Genomic DNA, 20,908 nt, shown 5'->3' on the forward strand with positions numbered 1-20,908 from the left:
TTAAGGCATCATAACAGCAAACCAGAAACCCGCCTATGTCAGCAGTCCGCGCTCGATTTCTTCCAGATAGATGAAATCCGGCGCCTTCACCCCTGCCACTTTCCGGATCTCGACCAGTTCTGGCGATTCAAAGAACCTTCGCGCCTTGTCCAGCGATGACCAGGCCGAGAAATGGACGATGCGGTTGGCGTCGGTATCGTATTTCAACACCTGATAGCTGATCTCACCGGCCGCCTTACGGATACCAGCGGCGTTATCAAAGATCACTTTCCACGCCGGATAGTCGGCGACCTCGTGAAGGATCAAAACATAGGGTGTCATGGCGGCGCACTTTCCTTGGCTGTCAGAACCTGGCAGGGTTCCGTAACAAGACTGTCCTTTCCTGACAACAGGTGTCGGAAAACCATTCTGTACGCGCGTAACGCGATTCGTTGATAGATAAGGCTTTCAGGCTTACGTTGCGTAAAGAGCGCCTGTTTACACGCTTTTGACGCTTGCGAGGCTATAACAAAACGCTTAGGCGGATTCCGTATAGACCCCGAAAATGGGGCTACAAAAAGAGGCCAAATATGATGTTACCCCTTTCGTGCCGTCTCCTGACAGGCACGGCGCTCGCCGGCGTGATGCTGGCGGGGCTGAGCTTTCCTGCGTTTTCCCAAGATACCGCCCCAACCGAGGTGATCGTCACCGCGCAAAAGAAGGCTGAGCCGCTCAATCGCGCGCCGCTGACGGTTTCGGTTGTCTCCGGCACCCAGCTTGAAAAAGCCGGCGCGCACGATCTGAAGGACCTGCAGACCCTCACCCCGTCGCTGCTGATCACCTCCACCGCCAACGAAGCCCAGACCACGGCGCGCCTGCGCGGCGTCGGCACGGTGGGTGACAATCCCGGCCTCAATTCCTCGGTCGGCGTGGTGATTGATGGCGTGTCGCGCGCCCGCACCGCAACCGCCATGAGCGATCTGGGCGAGCTGGACCGCATCGAAATCCTCAAAGGGCCGCAGTCGGATATCTACGGCAAGGGCGCATCGGCCGGCATCATTCAGGTGGTCAGCAGGCTGCCGTCGTTCACGCCGCACGCATCGCTCGAATTGACGGCCGGCGAGCAGGGCACGCTCGGCGTCGCCGGTTACACCACCGGCAAGCTGGCCGATAAGTGGGCTGGTTCGCTGTCGCTGGTGAAGCGCCAGCGCGACGGGCAATATAAGGTCCATACCGGCGACGGGCCGCGCACCCAAACCGACGACGGCGATCAGAACTACTGGTCGGCGCGCGGTCAGTTGCTCTATGACGGCGACGGCTGGTCGCGCCTGCGCCTCATCGGCGACTACACCAAGCGCGATGAATCGTGCTGCGTCGGCACCGCCATCGCCATCGGCAGCACCCGCGCCTATGTCGATCAACTGGCGTCCGATGACGGCACAGCCTCGGTGGTCGATCCGAAGGCCCGCGAAGCGTGGGCCAATCGCTCGACCGAGCAGCAGATCGTTGATACTGGCCTTTCGGCGCAATGGGATCTGCGCCTAGCCAATAATATGCAGCTCACCTCGATCACCGCCTATCGCCACTGGGATCACACCAACGGCTATGACGCCGATTTCTCCAGCGCCGATATCTATTACCGCGATCCCAATGGCGGCTTCGGCAACCGGATCGATACCTGGTCGCAGGAAATCCGCCTCAATGGCCAAAACGGCGCGTTGGAATGGATGGCCGGTCTCTACGCCAATTCGGAAGACCTGACGCGCCACGACGAAACCCTTTATGGCGCCGACTATGAATCCTATCTCGGCCTGCTGTTGAGTGGCGGCACGAATATCAACCGCGTATCGGAACTGACTGGCCTCCCTGTCGGACAATCCTTTGTCGAAGGCGAAGGCAATCACGACACCTATCGTCAGCACGAGCGCAACACCGCCATCTTTGGTCATGCCGAGTGGCACATCAGCGAAACCGTCTCTCTGCTCGGCGGCCTGCGCTACAACAGCCAAACCAAGCGCCTGACCTCTGCCTATACCAACAGCGATGACGGGATTGCCTGTGCCAGCGCCTCGGTGAAGACGACCATCTGCCAGCCGTGGTCCAATCCGGCGTTCAACGACCTGACCCTGACACAGAAGAACACCGATAACGCCACCACCGGCTCGCTCAAGCTGAAATGGCAGGCGCGACCAAACCTGATGACCTATGCCTCCTACGCCACAGGCTGGAAGGGCGCGGGCTTCAATCTCGATCGCGAGCAGAACAGCAACCTGACGGCCGATACCGATACATCCTTCAAGCGTGAAACCTCGCAATCCGTCGAGATCGGCTTCAAGGGCCGCTTCCTCTCCCGCCGTCTGGCGCTCGATGTCGCGGCCTTCGATGAAAGCTTCCGCAACTTCCAGCTCAACACCTTCCTCGGCACCAACTTTGTCGTCAATTCGGTGCCGCGCCTGAAAAGCCAGGGTATCGAGGTCGAAAGCCGCTATCTGGTCGGTGATTTCACCCTCAATGGCGGCGTGACCTATAACGAAGCGACGTTCGGGCCGGAAGCCGTGCCGGGCGTGCCGCTGGTGGCCAATGGCACAGCGTCGTTCGCGCCGCGCTGGTCGGGCGTTTATGGCGTCGATTATGCTCGCGCCGTCGGTCGTTACCGCTTCGTTGCCACCCTCTCGGCCAAGTATAACAGCAGTTACAACACCGGCTCCGATCTTGCGCCGATCAAGCTGCAACGCGCCTATACCCTCTATAATGGTCGCCTCAGCATTGGTGCGCCAGATGAAAGCTGGGCGCTGGAACTGTGGGGCCAGAACCTAACGGACGAGACCTATTACCAGGTCGCGTTTTCCGCACCGTTCCAGTCTGGCAGCTACAAAGCGTTCCTTGGCCAGCCCCGCGCCGTGGGCCTGACCCTGCGGTTGAAGCGCTAAGCCTCGATCCCCCTTCCCACGCTTCGGGAGGGGGGACACAGCGCCTGTGCCGTGATGATCGGGGTTTCTTGGCTGTGATGGGTGACTCTTGCGCCGCTTGCGGTTATAGAGCCGGCATGTCCGACCCTACACCTTACCAAGTCACCGTCCTGACCATGTTTCCGGAAGCCTTTCCGGGGCCGCTCGGCGTTTCGCTGATCGGCACGGCCTGGAAAGAATCTGCGCGCTGGGCCTTGGAAACACTGGACATTCGCAACTTTTCGAGCGATAAGCGCGGCTTTCTTGACGATACCCCCGCGGGCGGTGGCCCCGGTCAGGTCTTAAAGGCGGATGTGATCGCGCAAGCTCTTGATTCGATAGAGTTTAATGATCGCTCTCTTGTCTATATGAGCGCACGCGGCAGGCCCCTGACGCAAGCGAAGGTCAAGGAATGGGCCACACGCCCAGGGCTGATTGTCCTGTGCGGGCGGTTTGAAGGGGTGGATCAGCGGGTGCTCGACAGCCGCGGGTTCGAAGAAATCAGCGTCGGCGACGCCGTCCTTGCGGGCGGAGAAGCGGCGGCGATGGTGACCATCGAGGCAGTGGTGCGACTTATACCGGGGGTTCTCGGCGCACAGGCCAGTCTCGATAATGAGAGCTTTGAGGATGGACTCCTGGAGCAGCCGCAGTTCACAAGACCGCGGACGTTCGAGGGCCTCGACATCCCCGAAGTGCTGCTGAACGGCGACCATAAAAAGGCTGCCAAGTGGCGACAGGAGCAAAGAGAGGCGACCACGAAGGAACGACGGCCTGATCTATGGGCGGCGTATCTTTCCAAATCACAGCTAAAAGGCAAATAAGCCTCAACGTGTCGAAAGACGCATAATTATTAGGAGCGTTCCTATGAACCTGCTGCAAAAGATTGAAGCCGAAGAAGTCGCCAAGATGCGCGGCACCAAGGTATTCCCCCAATTCCAGCCTGGCGACACCCTGCGCGTCAGCGTCAAGATCAAGGAAGGCGAGCGCGAACGCGTTCAGGCTTTCGAAGGCGTATGCATCGCCCGTGCCGGCGCCGGCATCAATGAAAACTTCACCGTCCGCAAGATCTCCTTCGGCGAAGGCGTTGAGCGCGTATTCCCGCTGCTGTCGCCGCTGATCGAAGGCATCGAAGTGAAGCGTCGCGGTGTTGTCCGTCGCGCCAAGCTCTACTATCTGCGCGATCGCCGCGGTAAGGCTGCCCGTATCGTCGAGCGTTCGATGAACTCGACGCGCGGCTCCAAGGGCGCCGAACTTCGCGCGCAACTGACCGCCGCTAAGTCCTCGGGCAACCCGGACGCCGAAGCGTAAGCTTTTAAACCGACCCAATAAAAAACCCCGCTCTGGCAACAGGGCGGGGTTTTTGTTGTTTGATCGCCGGCCTTAGAGCGTGTTCCGATCTGATTTTTTGTTTTGACGCGCTTTTTTATCCGAAAAGTGCGTCACACTTTTCGGAAAGCGCTCTAAAAGCTCGATGGCGCCGCACCCGGACCATAATCCTTGTCGGCGCTCAATACAGGCGCCGGCGCCAGACTGGAGGATGAGGACGACGCCGAGGTTTCACTACCAAACGGCATCAGGTTTTTAGGGAGATGCAGCAGATCCTTGACATCGGTTTCGAGATCGCCGGGCAAGCCCAGATCCTCGCGGATGAAGTGATAGGCCTTGTTGCTGGCGCAGCTACAGACGCGCAGTTCGTTATTCTTGTTGCGCCAGATGACGATGGGATAGGCGACATTGACCTTGCTGTTGCGCAACAGCGGCGCAAGCTGGTTGATGAAGTCGCGCGACGCCCAGACCACGCCCGAGCGCGCCAGATCGTTATCGGCCACGGCGATATTCTCGGCCTTCCAGGCTTCCGGAGCGGCATTGCGCCATTGCTGATAGAGCAGCCAGCTCCGGTTCAGCCACAGCTCGGCGATTGTCGAGCGTTCCTCCGGTGTCGATTGCTTGACATTGCCATTGTCCTCGCGGGCAAAAGCGACGATGCGGGTCTCGACGCCACCAGCCTGCAGGCGCGGAAACTCGACATCCTCATAGGCGCGGCACGGGGCGCAATCGCGGTAGGTGACGAGATAGACCCAGCGCTTGTCCACCGGCTTGGTCACGGCTGTGGTAATACCGGATGCGGGGCCTGTGGTAAGGACGTCCTTCTGGAAATCGGGCGAAACGTAATCGGCGCGCGTCAACAGGCTGGTAATGGCGGCGGCATCGGTCGGGCTGGCGATGGTGACCGGAGCATAACGCTGGACCTGATCCCACCACACCCAGTAACCGACGCCAAACAGGGTCGGGCAGATCACTACAAAGGCCATGGCCCATAGCAGGAATTTACGGTTCATATGTACCCCCACGCGCCTTGCGGCACCGCTCATCTGCGGCCGACTATAATCGTTAACGTGCTAACGCGAAAGGCATCATGGTTAATATAAGAAATCCATTCAAATGAACGGATAAGCGCCCTAACGCTGCAGAAACATCGTGCACAGGGCAAAAACCACACACCCTATGGCCATGACCCACAGAGCGACATAGGGCAGCAGCGCCTTGGGGCGGCGACGATCTTCGCTGACAGGTTTGACGCTTAGCGGTTTGGCAAGGCTATCGGGCATGAACCCGTCATATAGGGATGCGGCGTGATTGCCAAGGGCTTGCCGAGTGCTTGCTCAGATCGGGCAAACAGGTCTACCAAGGGCCATGGCGACACGGCATATTATCGACGAACTGATCCATGAGCGAGCGCCAGGGCTGGTGGCCTCGCCCGTCTGGCCTGTCGCGCAGCCTGTACTCTATGCCCTCCTGGGGCGCCATAAGGCCGTGCGCATGGCTGATGCGGTGGCGCACAAGGGCGGTGCGGAAAGCCTCGATTACGTCTCGAAACTGCTGTCGCTTGAGGTGGTCACCCGCGGTCTTGAGCGCGTGCCACAGTCCGGCCGCTGCGTCGTCGTCTGCAATCACCCGACCGGCATCGCTGATGGCATCGCCGTCTATGACGCCCTCCTGAAGCGCCGGCCTGACGCCATCTTTTTCGCCAATGCCGACGCCCTGCGCGTCAATCCGCGCTTCGCCGAGGCGCTTATTCCGGTGGAATGGGTCGAGGCCAAGCGCACGCGCGACAAGACCCGTGCCACCCTGCAAGGGGCGAAGGCCGCTTTCGAGGCCGAACGCTGCGTCGTCATGTTTCCGGCCGGACGGCTGGCCAGGCGCGATGCTCAGGGCCGGCTGGTCGATCCGGCGTGGGCGCCGACCGCTGTATCGCTGGCGCAGAAATATAACGCGGACATCGTGCCGATGCACCTTGCCGGGCCGGACAGCGTCTGGTTTCACCTGTTCAACCGTTTTTCGCAGGAACTGCGAGATATCACCCTGTTCCATGAGTTCCTCAACAAGGCCGGCAAGCGTTTCGACCTGACCGTGGGGCCGGTGATCGCGCCGCAGACCGAAGGGTTGGACACGGACAGCCTTAAGGCCTATGTCGAACAGACGCTGCAAGCCCATCCCGACGAGCCGTTTCATGCCTGATCTCACCAAAGCCCAAACCCTGCATTTGCCCGATGAAGCCGCCACAATCGATCTGGGCGCACGCCTCGCGCCCCAGCTTAAAAGCGGCGATATCGTCTATCTGCATGGCGGTCTCGGCATGGGCAAGTCGTCGCTGGCACGTGCCATCATCCGCACACTGACGAATCCCGATCAGGACGTGCCGTCGCCGACCTTTACCCTGATGCAGACCTATGACGCAGCGGATTTTCAGATCGCCCATCTCGACCTCTATCGTCTGAAAGCGCCGGAAGAATCTTACGAACTGGGCCTCGAAGACGCCTTGGCCTATAGCGTTTTGTTGATCGAATGGCCGGAGCGGCTGGGTCATTTGGGCTTTGACGATCGCCTCGATATCATCCTAGAAGAAGCCGATAGAGACCAGGGCCGAAAGGTCACGATAACACCGCATGGGCGCTTCAGAACATAATGCCGGATTTCAACTTTTCAGATCGTGAAAGTCTAAAACAGCGCTTCCTGAGCGATGCCGGTTTTGCCGATGCCACGCGCCAGCCCCTGCCCGGTGACGCCTCAACGCGCCACTATGAGCGTCTGATACGCGCCGATGGTCAAAGCTTTATGCTGATGGATCAGCCGCCCGTACCGGGGGCAGAGCTCTGCCTGCCGGGAGAAAGCGAAACCGAGCGGCGGGCATCGGGCTATTTCGCCCTGGCGCGCCTTTCTGGCGGCCGCATTGAGGCCTTTGTGGCGGTGGCCGACTATTTGCGGGCGCAAGGGCTATCGGCGCCGGACATCATCGCGGTGGACTTCAGGCAATGGCCTGCTGATCAGCGAAGACCTGGGCTCCGATGTCTTTGTGACCCTGATCGACCAGGGGCAGGACGCAACGCCGCTTTATCTGGCAGCCATCGAGGTTCAGGCCAAGCTGCACGCGGTGACGCCGCCGGACGTGCTGCCGGGTGGCTGGCCCCTGCTCGACTATGACACTCTGGCGCTGAAAACAGGCGCCGAGGTCTTCACCGAGTGGTATCCGCGCTATGATCCCGCCTGCACGCTGGATACGATGGCCCTGGCTGAATGGGAAGCGCTGTGGGCGCCCTTGCGCCAGCGCGCTGAAGCCGGCGCAACCGTCTTTATCCATCGCGATTTCCACGCCGAAAACCTGCTGTGGTTGCCAGAACGCGAGGGCGTTCAGCGCGTCGGGCTGATCGATTTTCAGGATGCCCTGCGCGCGCACCCGTCCTGGGATCTGCTGTCGCTGTTGCAGGACGCCCGCCGTGATGTGTCGCCCGAGCTGGAAGCCCTGTGTCTGGATCATTATTTCAAATTGCGTCCGCAGGTCGATCGCGTCGCCTTCATGCGCGACTATACGGCGCTGGCCACGCTTAACGCCGCGCGTATCCTCGGCGTATTCGCCCGTCTGGTGACGCGGGATCACAAACCGAAATATGCGGCCTTCATGCCGCGCATGTGGGGGCACCTAAGCCGCAATCTTCGTGCCGACGGCATGGAGGGCTTGCGCGACTGGTTCGGCCGCTATGGGTTCAACGACAGGCTGATATCATGACACGCGCCCCTGAAACCGCCTTTATTCTGGCCGCCGGCCTGGGTACGCGGATGCGTCCGCTGACCGATGACAGGCCGAAAGCCTTGGTCGAGGTCGGCGGGCGGACCCTGATCGACCACATGCTCGATCGCCTCAAGGCGGCGGGCGCGAAGCGTTTCGTCGTCAATGTCCACTACTTCGCCGATAAGCTGGAAGCGCATCTGAAAACACGCAGCGATCTCGATATCATCATTTCAGACGAGCGCGCGGCCCTGCTGGAAACCGGCGGCGGCCTGAAAAAAGCCCGCCCCCTGCTGGGTGACGATCCGGTCTGGATCGTCAATACCGACAGCGTCTGGCTGGAAGAGGCTGGGCATGACGCCATGAACGATCTGGCGCGATTGTGGAACCCAAACACCATGGACGCCGCCTTGATGCTCGCTCCGCTTGAGCGTTCCATGGGCTTTGATGGCGCGGGCGATTTCTTTCTGGACGGCACCGCCTTGCGCTTTCGCGTTGAGGCAGCGCAGTCGCCCTATGCCTATATGGGCGTGCAGATCACCAAGCCACAGATTGTCGATGGCGTCGATGAAGCGGCCTTTTCGCTGTCGAAAATCTGGCGCAAACTCGCGCCTGAAGGTCGTCTGCACGGCAGCGTCATGACCGGCGACTGGATGCACGTCGGTGATCCGGCGGCGCGCGATGCCGCCGAGGCGTGCCTTAGGTCATGAACGACATTTTCGCCAGACAAGGACCGCGCTGGTTCACCATCCCGTCGGGGCGGTGCTTCCTCAACGATCTGGCCAAGGGTATCTGTCAATCGCTCGGTGACCGGCTCTCAACGGCGCAAATCCTGACGCCGACACGGCGCGGCGCGCGTTCGATGGCGCGATCGTTTTCGCAACAGGCGCGCGGTGGGGCCTTGCTGCTGCCGCAGATCCGCGCCATCGGCGACCTCGATGAGGGCGAGCCGCCGTTTGATCTCGAATCGCTGGGGCTTGATCTGCCGCCGGCGCTTTCCCCCCTGCGCCGTCGCTTCGAGCTGGCGCGCCTGATCACGGCTGAATATGACGGGCTCGAAGGCCGCGAGGTGTCCGCCCGACTGGCGCTCGAACTGGCCGACAGCCTGGCGGGTTTCTTCGATTCGCTGGCGCTGGAAGAGGTTGATGCGGTCGGCAAACTGGAAAATCTCGTCTCGGGTATTGGCGAAGACCAGTATGCGCTCGAAGGCTGGGCCAGCCATTGGCAGATTTCGGCGAAATTCCTCAATGTGGCCGTGCGCCAATGGCCGAAACGCCTGCATGACCTGGGCCTGATGGACCCATCAAAACGGCAGGTGACACTGATCCGTCGTCTGGTTAATCAGTGGACGGAGCATCCGCCGCATACGCCGCTCATTCTGGCGGGTTCGACCGGCTCTGCACCCTCGATGGCCGACCTGATGAATGTGGTGGCGCAAGGGCCGCTGGGGGCCGTGGTCCTGCCGGGGCTTGATCTCCATTTGGCCGAAGATGTCTGGGCGCAGATCGAGGAATCGCATCCGCAAGGCACGATGAAGCGCACGCTCGACCGCCACAAGGTGACGCGCGACCAGATCCATACATGGCCCGCCTCGATGGAGGCCGACCGCAAGGGCGATGCCCGCCGCCGCCTGATCAATGAAGCCCTGCGTCCCGCCGAGGCCACCAAGGACTGGCTGGCGCAGATCGCCGTGCTCAGGGCCGAAGAGGGCGACACCCTGACGGAAGGCCTGAAGGGGCTGGTAGAGATCCACACGGCGCGTGATGAAGAGGCGGCCTCGGCTATCGCGCTTCTGATGCGCGAATGTCTGGAAGAACCGAACAAGGTGGTGGCGCTGATCACGCCCGATATTACCCTGTCGCGCCGCGTGGCCGCGCGTTTGTCGCGCTGGGGTTTGCAGCCCAATTCCTCGGCCGGTGAGCCGCTCTCGAATAGCCTGACCGGGCGTTTCCTGCTCGATCTGATGAGCCTGATGGAGACGCCACACGATCCGGTGCGGCTGTTGAGCCTGTTGCAAAACCCCTATTGCCGTCTGTCGGGCCACAAGGGCCTGTATGGACTGGAAACGCGGGCTCTGCGCGGCGCTACGCCCAACGATACGGACGCGATTACGGCTGCCCTGGCTGCGGATGAAAAAGCACTTGATCTGTGGACGGACTATCTAGGCCTGATGCAGCCGGCCATCGCGGCTGCACCGAGCGAACTCAGTGAAGCCGTTGTTCGCGTTGTGGCACTGGCCGAACGTCTGGCGGCCGATGAAGGGCAGGTTTTGTGGGCCGGAGCACCCGGCGCGCAGGCCTCGGAAATGCTGGCCGAACTGATCCGCGAAAGCGCCGGCTTTACGGTCAGCAGTCAGCGCGAGGTCAACGATATCCTCAGCCATCTGATCGGCAAGGGCAAGGTGCGCACCGGCGGCAACACCCACCCGCGCCTGCTCATTCTCGGCGCCATCGAAGCGCGCCTCGTCAAGGCCGACCGGCTGATTCTGGCGGGTCTCGAAGAAGGCGTGTGGCCGCAGGCGCCGGACATGGACCCGTTTCTCTCCCGCCCGATGCGCCAGAAGCTGGGCTTGCCGACACCGGAGCGCCGCACCGGCCTGTCAGCGCACGATTTTGTCCAGGCGGCCACGGCGCCAGAGGTCTATCTTGTCACCCGCCATCGCCGTGAAGGTGAGCCACAGGTGGCCTCGCGCTGGCTGTGGCGCTTGCAAACCCTGTGCGATGGCGCAGGCATCAAGATCGAAACGCGGCCGGACGTGCTGGCCTGGTCACGCGCGCTGGATTGCGGCCTGAAAACCAAGCCCGCCCTGTTGCGTCCGGCGGTTCGCCCGGCACCGAAGCCGCCGGTGGCCGTGCGCCCGGATCGGATGTCGGTCACCGAGGTCGAGGTGTTTGTGCGTGATCCTTACGCCATCTATGCCAAGCGTATCCTGGGTTTGCGACCGATGGACCGCCCCAATGAGCCGGTCGAGGCACGCCAGCGCGGCACCGCCATCCACAAGAGCCTTGAGCGCTTTGCGGCGGAAGACGTGCTGGGCCCGGAAGGCGTGCGCCGCCTGACCGCCATGCTGGAGGAAGAGCTCGCCGCCACGCACCTGTCACCGTCGCAAATGGCGCTGCAACGGCCCCTCCTGCCCGATCTGGCGCGCGAATTCGTCGCCTTCGAGGCGGAGCGCCGCGCGGCAAGACCAAGACTGCGCATCGAGGAACGCGGCGAACTGGTGATGGCTACGGCGGGTGGCGACTTCACCCTGATCGCCAAGTCCGACCGCATCGAGGTGCGCGAGGACGGCGTCGATATTCTCGATTTCAAGACCGGCCAGCCGCCTTCCGCCAAACAGGTGACGGCCGGCTTCTATCCGCAACTGACCCTGACGGCGGCGATCCTGCGCCATGGCGGCTTTGCCGGCATCGATGGCGACAAGCCGATCGGCGACCTGATCTATGTGCGGGTGTCGCCCGACAGCACGACCGAAAAGTCCGCCGTGCAGAAGGGCGAAAACGCCAATGATCTGGCCGAAGCGGCGCTGGCCAGCCTAAAACGCCGGCTCGATGATTATGCCGAGCCCTCCAAACCCTACCTGTCATGGACCGCGCCGCAATTCCTGAAGGTGCGCGGCGGCGATTACGACCAGTTGGCGCGGCTCTACGAGTGGAGTGTCCTGGGTGATGACGAGTCTTCCGAAGCGGAGGAAGAGGCATGAACGCTCAAAATATAGCGGCCGATCCGAAAGCCTCGTCTTTCCTGACCGCCAATGCCGGTTCGGGTAAGACCTCGACCCTCGTCAACCGCGTGGCGCGCCTGTTGCTGGGCGGCGCCAAGCCGGAGCGCATTCTGTGCGTCACTTATACCAAGGCGGCGGCGGCCGAAATGCAAGGCCGTCTGTTCGAGCGCCTAGGCGGCTGGGCCGTGGCGGCCGATGACGAGCTGGCGCGTGACCTGGCCAGCATCGATGAGGCGGTACACGATCTGCCGCGCGCCCGCGCCCTGTTCGCCAAGGCGTTGGAAACGCCGGGCGGGCTGAAAATCCAGACCCTGCATGGTTTCTGCGAAAAGCTGCTGCGCCGTTTCCCGCTCGAAGCCGGGCTATCACCCGCCTTTCAGATGCTGGACGATCTGATCGGCGGGCAGTTGTCGGAAAAGGCCAGCGCCGGTCTGCTAACGCTCGATACGCCGGAACTGGCTGAGGTGATGGCGGCGCGCGACCGACTGATCCGCAAGCTCAAGGTTATGGGCTTCGAGCGGTTATTACAGCAGTTCATACATCAACACGATGACATCAAAGCACATTTTGACGCGCTTCAGGCCAAAGGCGACTGGGCGCATGACCTGTTTGTCAGTCTGGGGCTGGAGGGTGTCTGCACGACACATGCTTGCCTTGAGGCCTATGAAAACCGTCTGGAGTGGCAACTGATCCGTGATCTCGCCGCCGGACTGATGGCGGGCAGCACCAGCACCAATCAGAAGGCGGGGGCGGCCTTCCTGACGCTGATCGAGGCGCAGATGGCCGGTAAGCCGCTCGATTTCGACGTGCTCAAGACGGTGTTCTTCACGCAAAAGGACGAGCCGCGCAAAAGCCCCTACACCAAGGAGACCAGCGCCGCCGACGCCCTGCTGATGGACCGGCTGGCGGTCGATGTCGCTGATCTGATGCAACGCCTGAAGGCGGCGGAAATCGCCGAAAACACGCTGGATGGCCTGCGCCTCTTCGCCATTTTCAGCGCCATCTACCAGACGCAGAAACGTCAGGAAGGCGCCCTCGATTTCCAGGACCTGATCAATAAGACCAAGGCCCTGCTGTCTGATCACCTGATGTCGGTCTGGGTGTTGTTCAAACTCGATGGCGGGCTGGAGCATATTCTGGTCGATGAGGCGCAGGATACCTCGCAGGATCAGTGGGCTATCGTAAAGGCTTTGTCGGCGGAATTTTTCTCCGGGCGCGGCCAGTCGGATCTGGCGCGCACCGTCTTCGCCGTAGGTGATGAGAAACAATCCATCTATGGTTTTCAGGGCGCGCAGCCGGATAAGTTCCTTGATGCCGGCCAGTATTTCGACGCTCAGGTGCGCGCCGCTGAGCAAAAATTCGTCGCCCCCGATCTGGTCGAAAGTTGGCGCACCCTGCCGGAGATTCTCGGCTTCGTCGACGCCGTCTTCCCGGCGCCGGATCTGTCTCATGCGCTCAATTTCACCGGCAATACGATTGTGCACAAGGCGCAGCGAAACGCTCACAAGGGTCTGGTCGAGCTATGGCCGCTGGTGCGCCCGATCGAGGCACCGGAGGTAATGGCGGATGACGCCGATATCGCGCCGGTCGATGCCCCGTCGCACGAACCGCCGTCGAAACGGTTGGCGCGGCAACTGGCGGCCACCATCAAGGCCGAAATCGAGGCTGGCCGCAGCGTCTATACCAAGAAAACCGAGTCGCCGCGTCCGCTCCATGCGGGCGATATCCTCATTCTGGTGCGCAAGCGCGACCATCTGTTTGAACATATCATCCGTGAACTGAAGATAGCCGGTGTGCCGGTTTCCGGCGCTGACCGGCTGAAACTGGGCGACCACATCGCCTTTCAGGACCTGCGCGCCCTGATGCGCTTCTGTCTGCAGCCCAATGACAGCTTGTCACTGGCCTGCGTTTTGCGCAGTCCGCTATGCGATCTCAGTGAGGACGACCTTTACAGTCTGGCGCAGGGCCGCGAAGGCCCTCTGTGGGGCGCGCTGCTCGATCATCCCGATACGGACGACCGTTTCGCCGAAGCGCGCGTGCTTCTGCTATGGGCACATCGCGCGGCGCACCAGTTGACCGCCTTTGATTTTCTGGCGCGGGTGCTCAATCGCCGCGATGACGCCGGACGCTCGATCAAGCAGCGTTTCCTGACCCGCCTTGGTGATGAATGCGAGGATGTGCTGGAAGAAACCCTGGCCCTGGCGCTGAAAGGCGAAGGCGTGGGCGATAGCGGCCTCTCCGCCTGTCTTGATCTGTTCGAGTTCAAGGCGGCGCAGATCAAGCGTGAGCAGGAAGAGGGCGGCCGTTCGGTGCGCGTCATGACCGTTCACGGCTCGAAGGGGCTGGAAGCGCCTTGGGTCATCCTGCCGATCGGGCCGCAGCACACCAGCGCCAACAAGGACGATCTTCTGCTGCGGGGTGAGAGTGGTGACCTTTATCTATGCGTAGGCGGACGAAAGTGGGATACAGCCAATATCAGCGCCATCCGGGCGGCCAAGGCGCTGAAGGACGAGCAGGAAGGCCTGCGCCTGCTCTACGTGGCCCTGACCCGCGCCCGCGACCGCCTGACGCTGTGCGGCTATGCCGGCAAGAAAGCGACCGGCAAGAACAACGCCTTCGCCCCATGGTACGACCTGCTGAGCGATGCCTTTGCGCGTCTGCCGGAGACCACGCTGGAACCGATGGCCCTGAAAGCGCCGTTCGATGATGAGGAACAAATCAAAGAGGCGGTGGTGACGCTGTACGGTGCCCGTTCGCCTCTGCTGAGCGCCGAGGCGGCGGTGCTGGCGCCCCAGGTCATCCTGCCGGACTTCGTGACCGCGCTTGTGGCGCAGGCCGATGTCGATAGCGAACGCGGCAAGGAGCGCTGGGCAGCGATTTCGCAGATGGGCGACGAAGACCGCGAAGAGGACGAACGCGCGCCGTCGCCGCTCGAATCGCATAATGGCCTTGGCCGTTATCGCCGCGGCATCCTGATCCACAAGCTGTTTGAAATTCTGCCCGATATCGCGACGGACAAGCGCCCTGAGGTGGCGGCGCGCTATCTGGAGCGCCAGGCCGATCTCACCGACGATCAGCGCGGCGAAATGGCACAGGCGGTGATGACGGTCCTCAACGATGCGCGTTTTGCCGAGGCTTTTGGTCCGCAATCGCGCCCGGAAATAGCGCTGGCCGGTGGCATTGGCAGAACCGGGCGCGGCGACGAGATCATGCTGTCGGGCCGGATCGACCGGCTTGTGGTGACCGATAGCCGCGTGGTCATTATCGATTACAAATCGAACCGCCCGGCGCCGGAGACGGCGGAAGGCGCCGCCATCGCCTACCAGCGCCAGATGGCCGGCTATGTCGCCTTGCTGCGGCAGATCTATCCGAACCACCAGGTCGAGGCGGCGCTTTTGTGGACGGATGGACCAAGATTGACGCCCTTAAGCGAGGCTTTAGTAAATCTCAGGCTTGGCGAAATTTTGAGTCGTTGATTTATGGTCGCCTATTCACTACCTATGAAGTCGAAACTGTAACAACGTCCCGTCGCGCGTTTTTCCCAAAAGCGACCTAAGGATTAAAATCCATGGCTACGCACAAGATCACCGACGAAAGCTTTGAAGCCGATGTCCTGAAGTCCGACACGCCTGTTCTGGTCGATTTCTGGGCCGAATGGTGCGGCCCGTGTAAGCAGATCGCGCCGATCCTCGAAGAACTGGCCGATGGCCTGGGCGACAAGATCAAGATCGCCAAGATCAATATCGAGGATAGCCCGATGACACCGTCGCGCTTCGGCGTGCGCGGCATCCCAACCATGATGCTGTTCAAGAATGGCCAGATGACCTCGATGAAGGTCGGCGCCATGCCGAAGGCGAAGTTGCTTGAATGGCTGGGTGAAAACCAGATCGCCTGATAATTGACAAGCGCCGCGCCGCCGGTGTCACCAGGCACCTGCGGCGCTGGCTATTCCGGCGCAAGCAAGATGAATCGGCCTGCGCAAAAGCCGATGGTCGTCTTAAAAAGACAGACTTTTTTGCGCGCGGAGTATGGCCTCCGCCTGAATTTCCAGCATAGCCTTGAGCGGCAGATAAAGCCCCAGACGGTTCCATGAAGCGTTCATCGCCCGTTGCTTGAGCCCCTCAAAGTAGGTTGCCGCCATCCACACCGACAGGGCGTATAATCCGCATATATAAAGGATAACCGCGTCAACCGCCTCGAAGGTTTCAGGCGCGTTTGTCGCCAGAGGCACGAATCTCAAGGGCGTCGACGCTTCGGGTTCAGGCTTCGGTTTGAACTGGTCAACGATCCAGCCCCCGAGATCGACACGCTTGAAACGCAGGCGGTTGGTCTGCGCCTCGGCCTGGATATGATCGCCGGCCTCCAGCGCGTAATAGTCGAGAATGGCCTCACAGACCACCGGATCGTAGCTATATTGCCGCCGACCGTCCCAGACCAGCACCTGATGCGCGGCTTCGCGTTCATGTCCGAGACGTTCCAGACGCGTCCTGATGGCGACGATGCGCGGTTTGTCGGTCTGCCAGTCGCGGCTGATCGAGCCGATATGAGCATTTTGCACACCACATAAATGCGCCAATCCGCGTTGCGTGAGATAGCCCGAGCCATCACTCAACGTGCCCATACCTATGCCATTATGCTCCGCGTAGGCTGTGATAGCGAGGGCGGGGACACCCCCCTTTTTAGAAGGGCGTCTGGCAGGAATTATGCGCGTATGAGGCGCGACGGCAGGCGCTAGCTCGAACATGGGTCCGGCCTTTCAAAGCTGAAGATATGAAGGGAAAGGCTTACGCAACAACAATTCGTAGCTAATATTGCAATGCGCAATAGCCTTAATCAAGTCTTAACCTTGGGTAGAGATGGTTTCGAATAACAACGTCTGTGGATAATCTGGCGCTTCAGGAAAAAACGACCGTTTTCGAGCCGTTGATAATCACGCGGCGCTCGGCGTGCCAGGTGACGGCGCGGGCCAGAACGCGCGCTTCGATATCCTGACCGATGGCCACCAGTTGTTCGGGTGTCAGGCCATGGTGGACGCGCTGAACGTCCTGCTCGATAATCGGGCCTTCGTCGAGATCCGACGTGACATAGTGCGCCGTGGCGCCGATGATCTTCACACCACGCGCATGGGCCTGATGGTACGGCTTGGCGCCCTTGAAGCTGGGCAGGAACGAGTGGTGGATATTGATGCAGCGGCCTTCCAGCCTGCGCGCCAGATCGTCCGAGAGAATTTGCATGTAGCGCGCCAGCACGACCAGATCAGCCTGATAGTCCTCGATTAATTTAAGGAACTCGGCTTCCTGCGCCGCCTTATCGATGCCTTTGGTCGGCAGGCAGACATAAGGAATGCCGCTCCATTCGACCAGAGAACGCATGTCATCATGATTGGACATGACACAGACGATATCGACCGGCAGCAGGCCTGAGCGCCAGCGATACAGCAGCTCATTCAGGCAGTGGCCAAATTTCGATACCGCGATCAGCACCCGGGGCTTGTTCGACAGGTTATAGATATCCCAGGCCATCGAGAAACGGTGGGCGATCGGTTTGAAACCATCGTGCAGAGTGGCCATCGGCGGCATCTTCGGCCCGGCCTGTTTGAAGACGACACGGACATAGAACATGTCGCCTAAAGCATCGTTGAACTGCGCCAACTCGACAATCGAAATTTCGTTGTCATTCAGATAGCCGGAAACGGCGGCCACAATGCCGCGGGTATCCGGGCACTTGATGATCAGGACGTAATGGGCGGGGTCAAAGTCTGTGGTGTCAAGCATGAGCAGGTTATAGGCGATAAAGCTTGCGAAAAGTCAAAGGTTTCAGAAGAAAAGACATGGGGTCGCCGACCCCACACCTCATAACCTTCAGAACTCAAGCCCCAAAAGCATTTGACCCGCACGAGGCGGGCCAAAGACTTTTTGAAGATTAAAGTGTGCGTTTGATTTCCTCGACCGTGAAGCACTCGATGAAATCGCCCTTCTTGAGGTCGTGGAAGCCGTTGAAGGCCATACCGCATTCCTGCGATACCTGCACCTCGTTGACTTCGTCCTTGAAGCGCTTGAGCGTCGACAGAAGACCCATTTCCTGAATGACCACATCATCGCGGATGATCCGGATGCGCGCACCCTTCTGCATCTTGCCTTCTTTGACGATACAACCGGCCACCTTGCCGATCTTCGAGATATCGAAGACTTCGAGGATTTCGGCGTTACCGAGGAAGGTTTCGCGCTGGATCGGCGCCAGCATGCCCGAGAGCACGCCCTTGATGTCGTCGATCAGATCATAAATGATGGCGTAGTAGCGGATCTCGACGCCTTCGCGCTCAGCCAGGTCACGCGCCTGCTTGGAAGCACGGACGTTGAAGCCGATGATCGGCGAACCGGAACCCTTGGCCAGTTGCACGTCGGATTCGGTGATGGCGCCAGCGGCCGAGTGAATGATGCGCGCACGCACTTCATCGGTGCCCAGCTTATCCAGCGAGCCGACAATGGCTTCGCCCGAACCCTGAACGTCCGACTTGATGATGAGCGGCAGTTCCTTGACCTTCTTGTCGGCCAGCTTGCTCATCATGTCGGTGAGCGAAACGGCGCCGACCGGAGCCAGCGTCTTTTCACGGCGGACACGTTCGCGGTACTCGGTGATTTCACGGGCGCGGGCGTCGTTTTCGACCACAGCGAAAGCTTCACCCGGATCGGGCGCGCCGTCGAGACCGAGGATTTCCACCGGCTCAGAAGGACCAGCTTCGCTCAGTTGCTCGTTGCGCTCGTTGATCAGGGCGCGGACGCGACCGAACGACGAACCGGCGACGACGATGTCGCCACGCTTGAGCGTGCCGCGCTTGACCAAAACGGTGGCCACAGGACCACGACCCTTGTCGAGCTTGGCTTCGATGACGATACCTTCGGCTGTGCGGTCCGGATTGGCGCGCAGATCGAGCACTTCGGATTGCAGCAGGATGGCTTCGATCAGGTTGTCGAGACCGACGCGGGTCTTGGCCGAAACCTCAACCACCTGCGTGTCGCCGCCGAGCGATTCCACGACGATTTCGTGTTGCAGCAGCTCGTTGATGATGCGCTCAGGCTTGGCGCCCGGCTTGTCCATCTTGTTGATGGCCACGATGATCGGCGTATGAGCCGAACGGGCGTGGTTGATGGCTTCGATCGTCTGCGGCATGACGCCGTCATCCGCCGCCACCACCAGCACGACGATGTCCGTCACGTTGGCGCCACGGGCACGCATGGCCGAGAAGGCGGCGTGACCCGGCGTATCGAGGAAGGTCACCTTCTCACCGGCCGGCAGGCGAACCTGATAGGCGCCGATGTGCTGGGTGATGCCGCCGGCTTCGCCGGACGCCACATCCGCCGAACGCAGGGCGTCAAGCAAGGACGTCTTGCCGTGGTCGACGTGACCCATGACGGCCACGACCGGCGGACGCGACACTGTGTCGTCCGAGTGGTCTTCGGCGTCGATGAAGCCTTCCAGAACGTCGGATTCCGACACGCGCTTGACGGTGTGACCGAATTCCGATGCCACCAGTTCGGCGGTATCGGTGTCGATCACGTCGTTGATCTTCAGCATCATGCCCTGACGCATCAGGAACTTGATGATATCGACAGCGCGCACAGCCATCCGGTTGGACAGTTCCTGCACGGTGATTATGTCAGGGATAATGACTTCACGGGCCGTGCGGGCCTGCTCGGTCGTGTTGCCCTTGCGCTTTTCACGCTCACGTTCACGGGCGCGGCGGACCGAAGCCAGCGAGCGCATGCGGTCGGCGCTACCCTCGTCGTCACCGACAACGGCTTGCAGGGTCAGGCGGCCTTCGCGGCGCTTGGGTTCGCCACGGGTCTGCGACACGGCCTTGGCGGCTGCGCCACCCTTGCCGCCACGCTTGCCGCGTGCGATTTCCTCGTCATCGATGGCCTTGCGTTGCTCGGGCGTCTTATTGACAGCACCGGTGGCGCCGCGGGTCGAGCGGATACGGTCGACTTCGGGCGCCGAAGGCGCATTGGCGGAAACGCCCTGGCCCGGACGCGGCGGACGCGGCGAGTTGACGTTGTAACGCACGGTTTCGCCACGATCGGCGCGCGGGGGCGCATTCGGATCGCGCGGCGGGCGCGGGGCGTTCGGATCACGCGGGGTGAACGGACGGTTCGGATCGCGCGGCGGACGCGGGGCGTTCGGGTCGCGCGGGGTGAACGGACGATCGCCTTGCGGACGATCACCGCGGGGCGCATCGCTGCGCTGGCCATCACGGGGTGGGTAAGGCGGACGCGAGGTGTTCGGATCACGCGACGGATAAGGCGTGCGTTCGCCACTTGGGCGCGCATCGCTGCGCTGGCCCTGATAACCACCCTGCGGACGGTCACCCTGAGGGCGATCGCCTTGCGGACGATCACCGCCCGGGCGTGCTTCGAAGCGCGGGGCGCGCTCGTTGCGGAAGGCGGGTTGTGCCGGTGCGGCCGGCTTGGGCGCAGGCGCGGCGGGTTGCGGCGCCGAAGGCGTCACAGCCGGTGCAGGCGCGGCTTCGACACGTGCCTCAGCGGGAGCAGCCGTCGTGGGTTGCGGCGCTTGCGGCACAATGGTTGAGGCAGGCGTTGGCGTCGGGGCCGGTGCGGCTTGCGCGGCAGCGGCGGCGGCCGCAGCGGCACGTGCAGCAGCAGCGCGGGCCTCGGCGGCCTTGCGTTCCTGTTCGGCTAGCGCGGCCTGCAGGGCGCGCTGACGGGCGTCCTGTTCTTCCTGACGCAGACCGCCGGCATTGCCGCCTTGCGGACGTTGCGACGACTGGGCCGGGCGCGGCGCCTGGGTCTGTTGCGGACGGTTTACCTCCGGCGCGGACGGACGGACGTGCTGGGGCTGACTGCCGGGAGCAGGCGCGCTGATGCGGCGCTTGGTTTCCACCACCACCGTCTTGGAGCGGCCATGGCTGAAGCTTTGCTTGACGGTGCCCGTCGAAACATTGCCGCCTACGCGCGGCTTCAGCGTGAGCGGTGCGCGCTCGCGTGGCTGGTCGTTATTCTTATCGTCGTCGCTCATCCGGCTGCTTACTAACCCTTATGAAATCCGGCCAAAGTACCGGACTTCTGTTTCAAAAATATATCAGGGTTGTAACGTCTGACAAAGGCGTCAGCCGTCGCAACCCTATCGAGCGGAGATCGTCACCGTGGCCGTAACAGTCAAGGCAGAGGAACTAAC

General features: G+C 61.5%; 17 protein-coding genes. 11 read left to right on the plus strand and 6 right to left on the minus strand.

Going from position 1 to position 20,908, the window contains the following annotated elements:
* Positions 1-33: 33 nt before the first annotated feature.
* Complete coding sequence (locus tag ABQ278_RS00610; protein WP_349320739.1) at positions 34-321, minus strand: antibiotic biosynthesis monooxygenase; 288 nt, start codon at positions 319-321, stop codon at positions 34-36.
* A gap of 248 nt (positions 322-569) precedes the next feature.
* On the opposite strand from ABQ278_RS00610, the gene ABQ278_RS00615 reads away from it, so the two are divergent.
* From ABQ278_RS00615 to rplS, 3 genes are all read left to right on the plus strand, one after another.
* On the plus strand, positions 570-2,909 hold the full coding sequence (locus ABQ278_RS00615) for a TonB-dependent receptor domain-containing protein (RefSeq protein ID WP_349320740.1): 2,340 nt from the start codon (positions 570-572) through the stop codon (positions 2,907-2,909).
* A 116-nt stretch (positions 2,910-3,025) separates the two neighbouring features.
* On the plus strand, positions 3,026-3,748 hold the full coding sequence (gene trmD, locus ABQ278_RS00620; RefSeq protein ID WP_349320741.1) for a tRNA (guanosine(37)-N1)-methyltransferase TrmD: 723 nt from the start codon (positions 3,026-3,028) through the stop codon (positions 3,746-3,748).
* Positions 3,749-3,791: 43 nt separating this feature from the next.
* Positions 3,792-4,235: a 50S ribosomal protein L19 gene (gene rplS, locus ABQ278_RS00625; protein ID WP_349320742.1), complete on the plus strand. Its 444-nt coding sequence runs from the start codon at positions 3,792-3,794 to the stop codon at positions 4,233-4,235.
* A 152-nt stretch (positions 4,236-4,387) separates the two neighbouring features.
* Here the strand turns inward: rplS and ABQ278_RS00630 are convergent, their stop codons facing one another.
* On the minus strand, positions 4,388-5,266 hold the full coding sequence (locus ABQ278_RS00630; RefSeq protein WP_349320743.1) for a hypothetical protein: 879 nt from the start codon (positions 5,264-5,266) through the stop codon (positions 4,388-4,390).
* A 120-nt stretch (positions 5,267-5,386) separates the two neighbouring features.
* Entirely contained in the window at positions 5,387-5,536 is a 150-nt protein-coding gene (locus ABQ278_RS00635; protein WP_018080662.1) for a hypothetical protein, read from the minus strand.
* An 85-nt stretch (positions 5,537-5,621) separates the two neighbouring features.
* Between ABQ278_RS00635 and ABQ278_RS00640 the strand changes: the two genes are divergently transcribed.
* The 8 genes from ABQ278_RS00640 to trxA all read left to right on the plus strand — a co-directional run bounded on the left by ABQ278_RS00640 (position 5,622) and on the right by trxA (position 15,611).
* Positions 5,622-6,446 (plus strand): GNAT family N-acetyltransferase, encoded by an 825-nt coding sequence (locus ABQ278_RS00640; protein WP_018080663.1) that lies wholly within the window; start codon positions 5,622-5,624, stop codon positions 6,444-6,446.
* Positions 6,439-6,894 carry a tRNA (adenosine(37)-N6)-threonylcarbamoyltransferase complex ATPase subunit type 1 TsaE gene (gene tsaE, locus ABQ278_RS00645; protein ID WP_349320744.1) on the plus strand — a complete coding sequence of 152 codons (456 nt, stop codon included), beginning with the start codon at positions 6,439-6,441 and terminating at the stop codon, positions 6,892-6,894. Before ABQ278_RS00640 ends, tsaE begins: the two co-directional genes overlap by 8 nt.
* Entirely contained in the window at positions 6,894-7,409 is a 516-nt protein-coding gene (locus tag ABQ278_RS00650; protein WP_349320745.1) for a hypothetical protein, read from the plus strand. Before tsaE ends, ABQ278_RS00650 begins: the two co-directional genes overlap by 1 nt.
* Complete coding sequence (locus ABQ278_RS00655) at positions 7,291-7,992, plus strand: phosphotransferase (protein WP_349322187.1); 702 nt, start codon at positions 7,291-7,293, stop codon at positions 7,990-7,992. The genes ABQ278_RS00650 and ABQ278_RS00655 overlap by 119 nt, the downstream gene beginning before the upstream one ends.
* Entirely contained in the window at positions 7,989-8,702 is a 714-nt protein-coding gene (locus ABQ278_RS00660) for a nucleotidyltransferase family protein (RefSeq protein ID WP_349320746.1), read from the plus strand. Before ABQ278_RS00655 ends, ABQ278_RS00660 begins: the two co-directional genes overlap by 4 nt.
* Positions 8,699-11,695, plus strand: a complete 2,997-nt coding sequence (gene addB, locus ABQ278_RS00665; protein ID WP_349320747.1) for a double-strand break repair protein AddB — start codon at positions 8,699-8,701, stop codon at positions 11,693-11,695. Before ABQ278_RS00660 ends, addB begins: the two co-directional genes overlap by 4 nt.
* Complete coding sequence (gene addA, locus ABQ278_RS00670; RefSeq protein WP_349320748.1) at positions 11,692-15,192, plus strand: double-strand break repair helicase AddA; 3,501 nt, start codon at positions 11,692-11,694, stop codon at positions 15,190-15,192. Before addB ends, addA begins: the two co-directional genes overlap by 4 nt.
* A 92-nt stretch (positions 15,193-15,284) precedes the next feature.
* Positions 15,285-15,611: a thioredoxin gene (gene trxA / locus ABQ278_RS00675; protein ID WP_349320749.1), complete on the plus strand. Its 327-nt coding sequence runs from the start codon at positions 15,285-15,287 to the stop codon at positions 15,609-15,611.
* Positions 15,612-15,713: 102 nt separating this feature from the next.
* On the opposite strand, the gene ABQ278_RS00680 is transcribed toward trxA, so the two are convergent.
* The 3 genes from ABQ278_RS00680 to infB form a co-directional block, all read right to left on the minus strand.
* Positions 15,714-16,337: a hypothetical protein gene (locus ABQ278_RS00680; protein ID WP_349320750.1), complete on the minus strand. Its 624-nt coding sequence runs from the start codon at positions 16,335-16,337 to the stop codon at positions 15,714-15,716.
* Between the two features lie 274 nt (positions 16,338-16,611).
* Positions 16,612-17,490, minus strand: a complete 879-nt coding sequence (gene purU / locus ABQ278_RS00685) for a formyltetrahydrofolate deformylase (RefSeq protein ID WP_349320751.1) — start codon at positions 17,488-17,490, stop codon at positions 16,612-16,614.
* A 148-nt stretch (positions 17,491-17,638) separates the two neighbouring features.
* Entirely contained in the window at positions 17,639-20,749 is a 3,111-nt protein-coding gene (gene infB, locus ABQ278_RS00690; protein WP_349320752.1) for a translation initiation factor IF-2, read from the minus strand.
* Between the last annotated feature and the right edge of the window lie 159 nt (positions 20,750-20,908).

Source organism: Asticcacaulis sp. MM231 (assembly GCF_964186625.1).
In the GTDB taxonomy this organism is placed as follows: domain Bacteria; phylum Pseudomonadota; class Alphaproteobacteria; order Caulobacterales; family Caulobacteraceae; genus Asticcacaulis.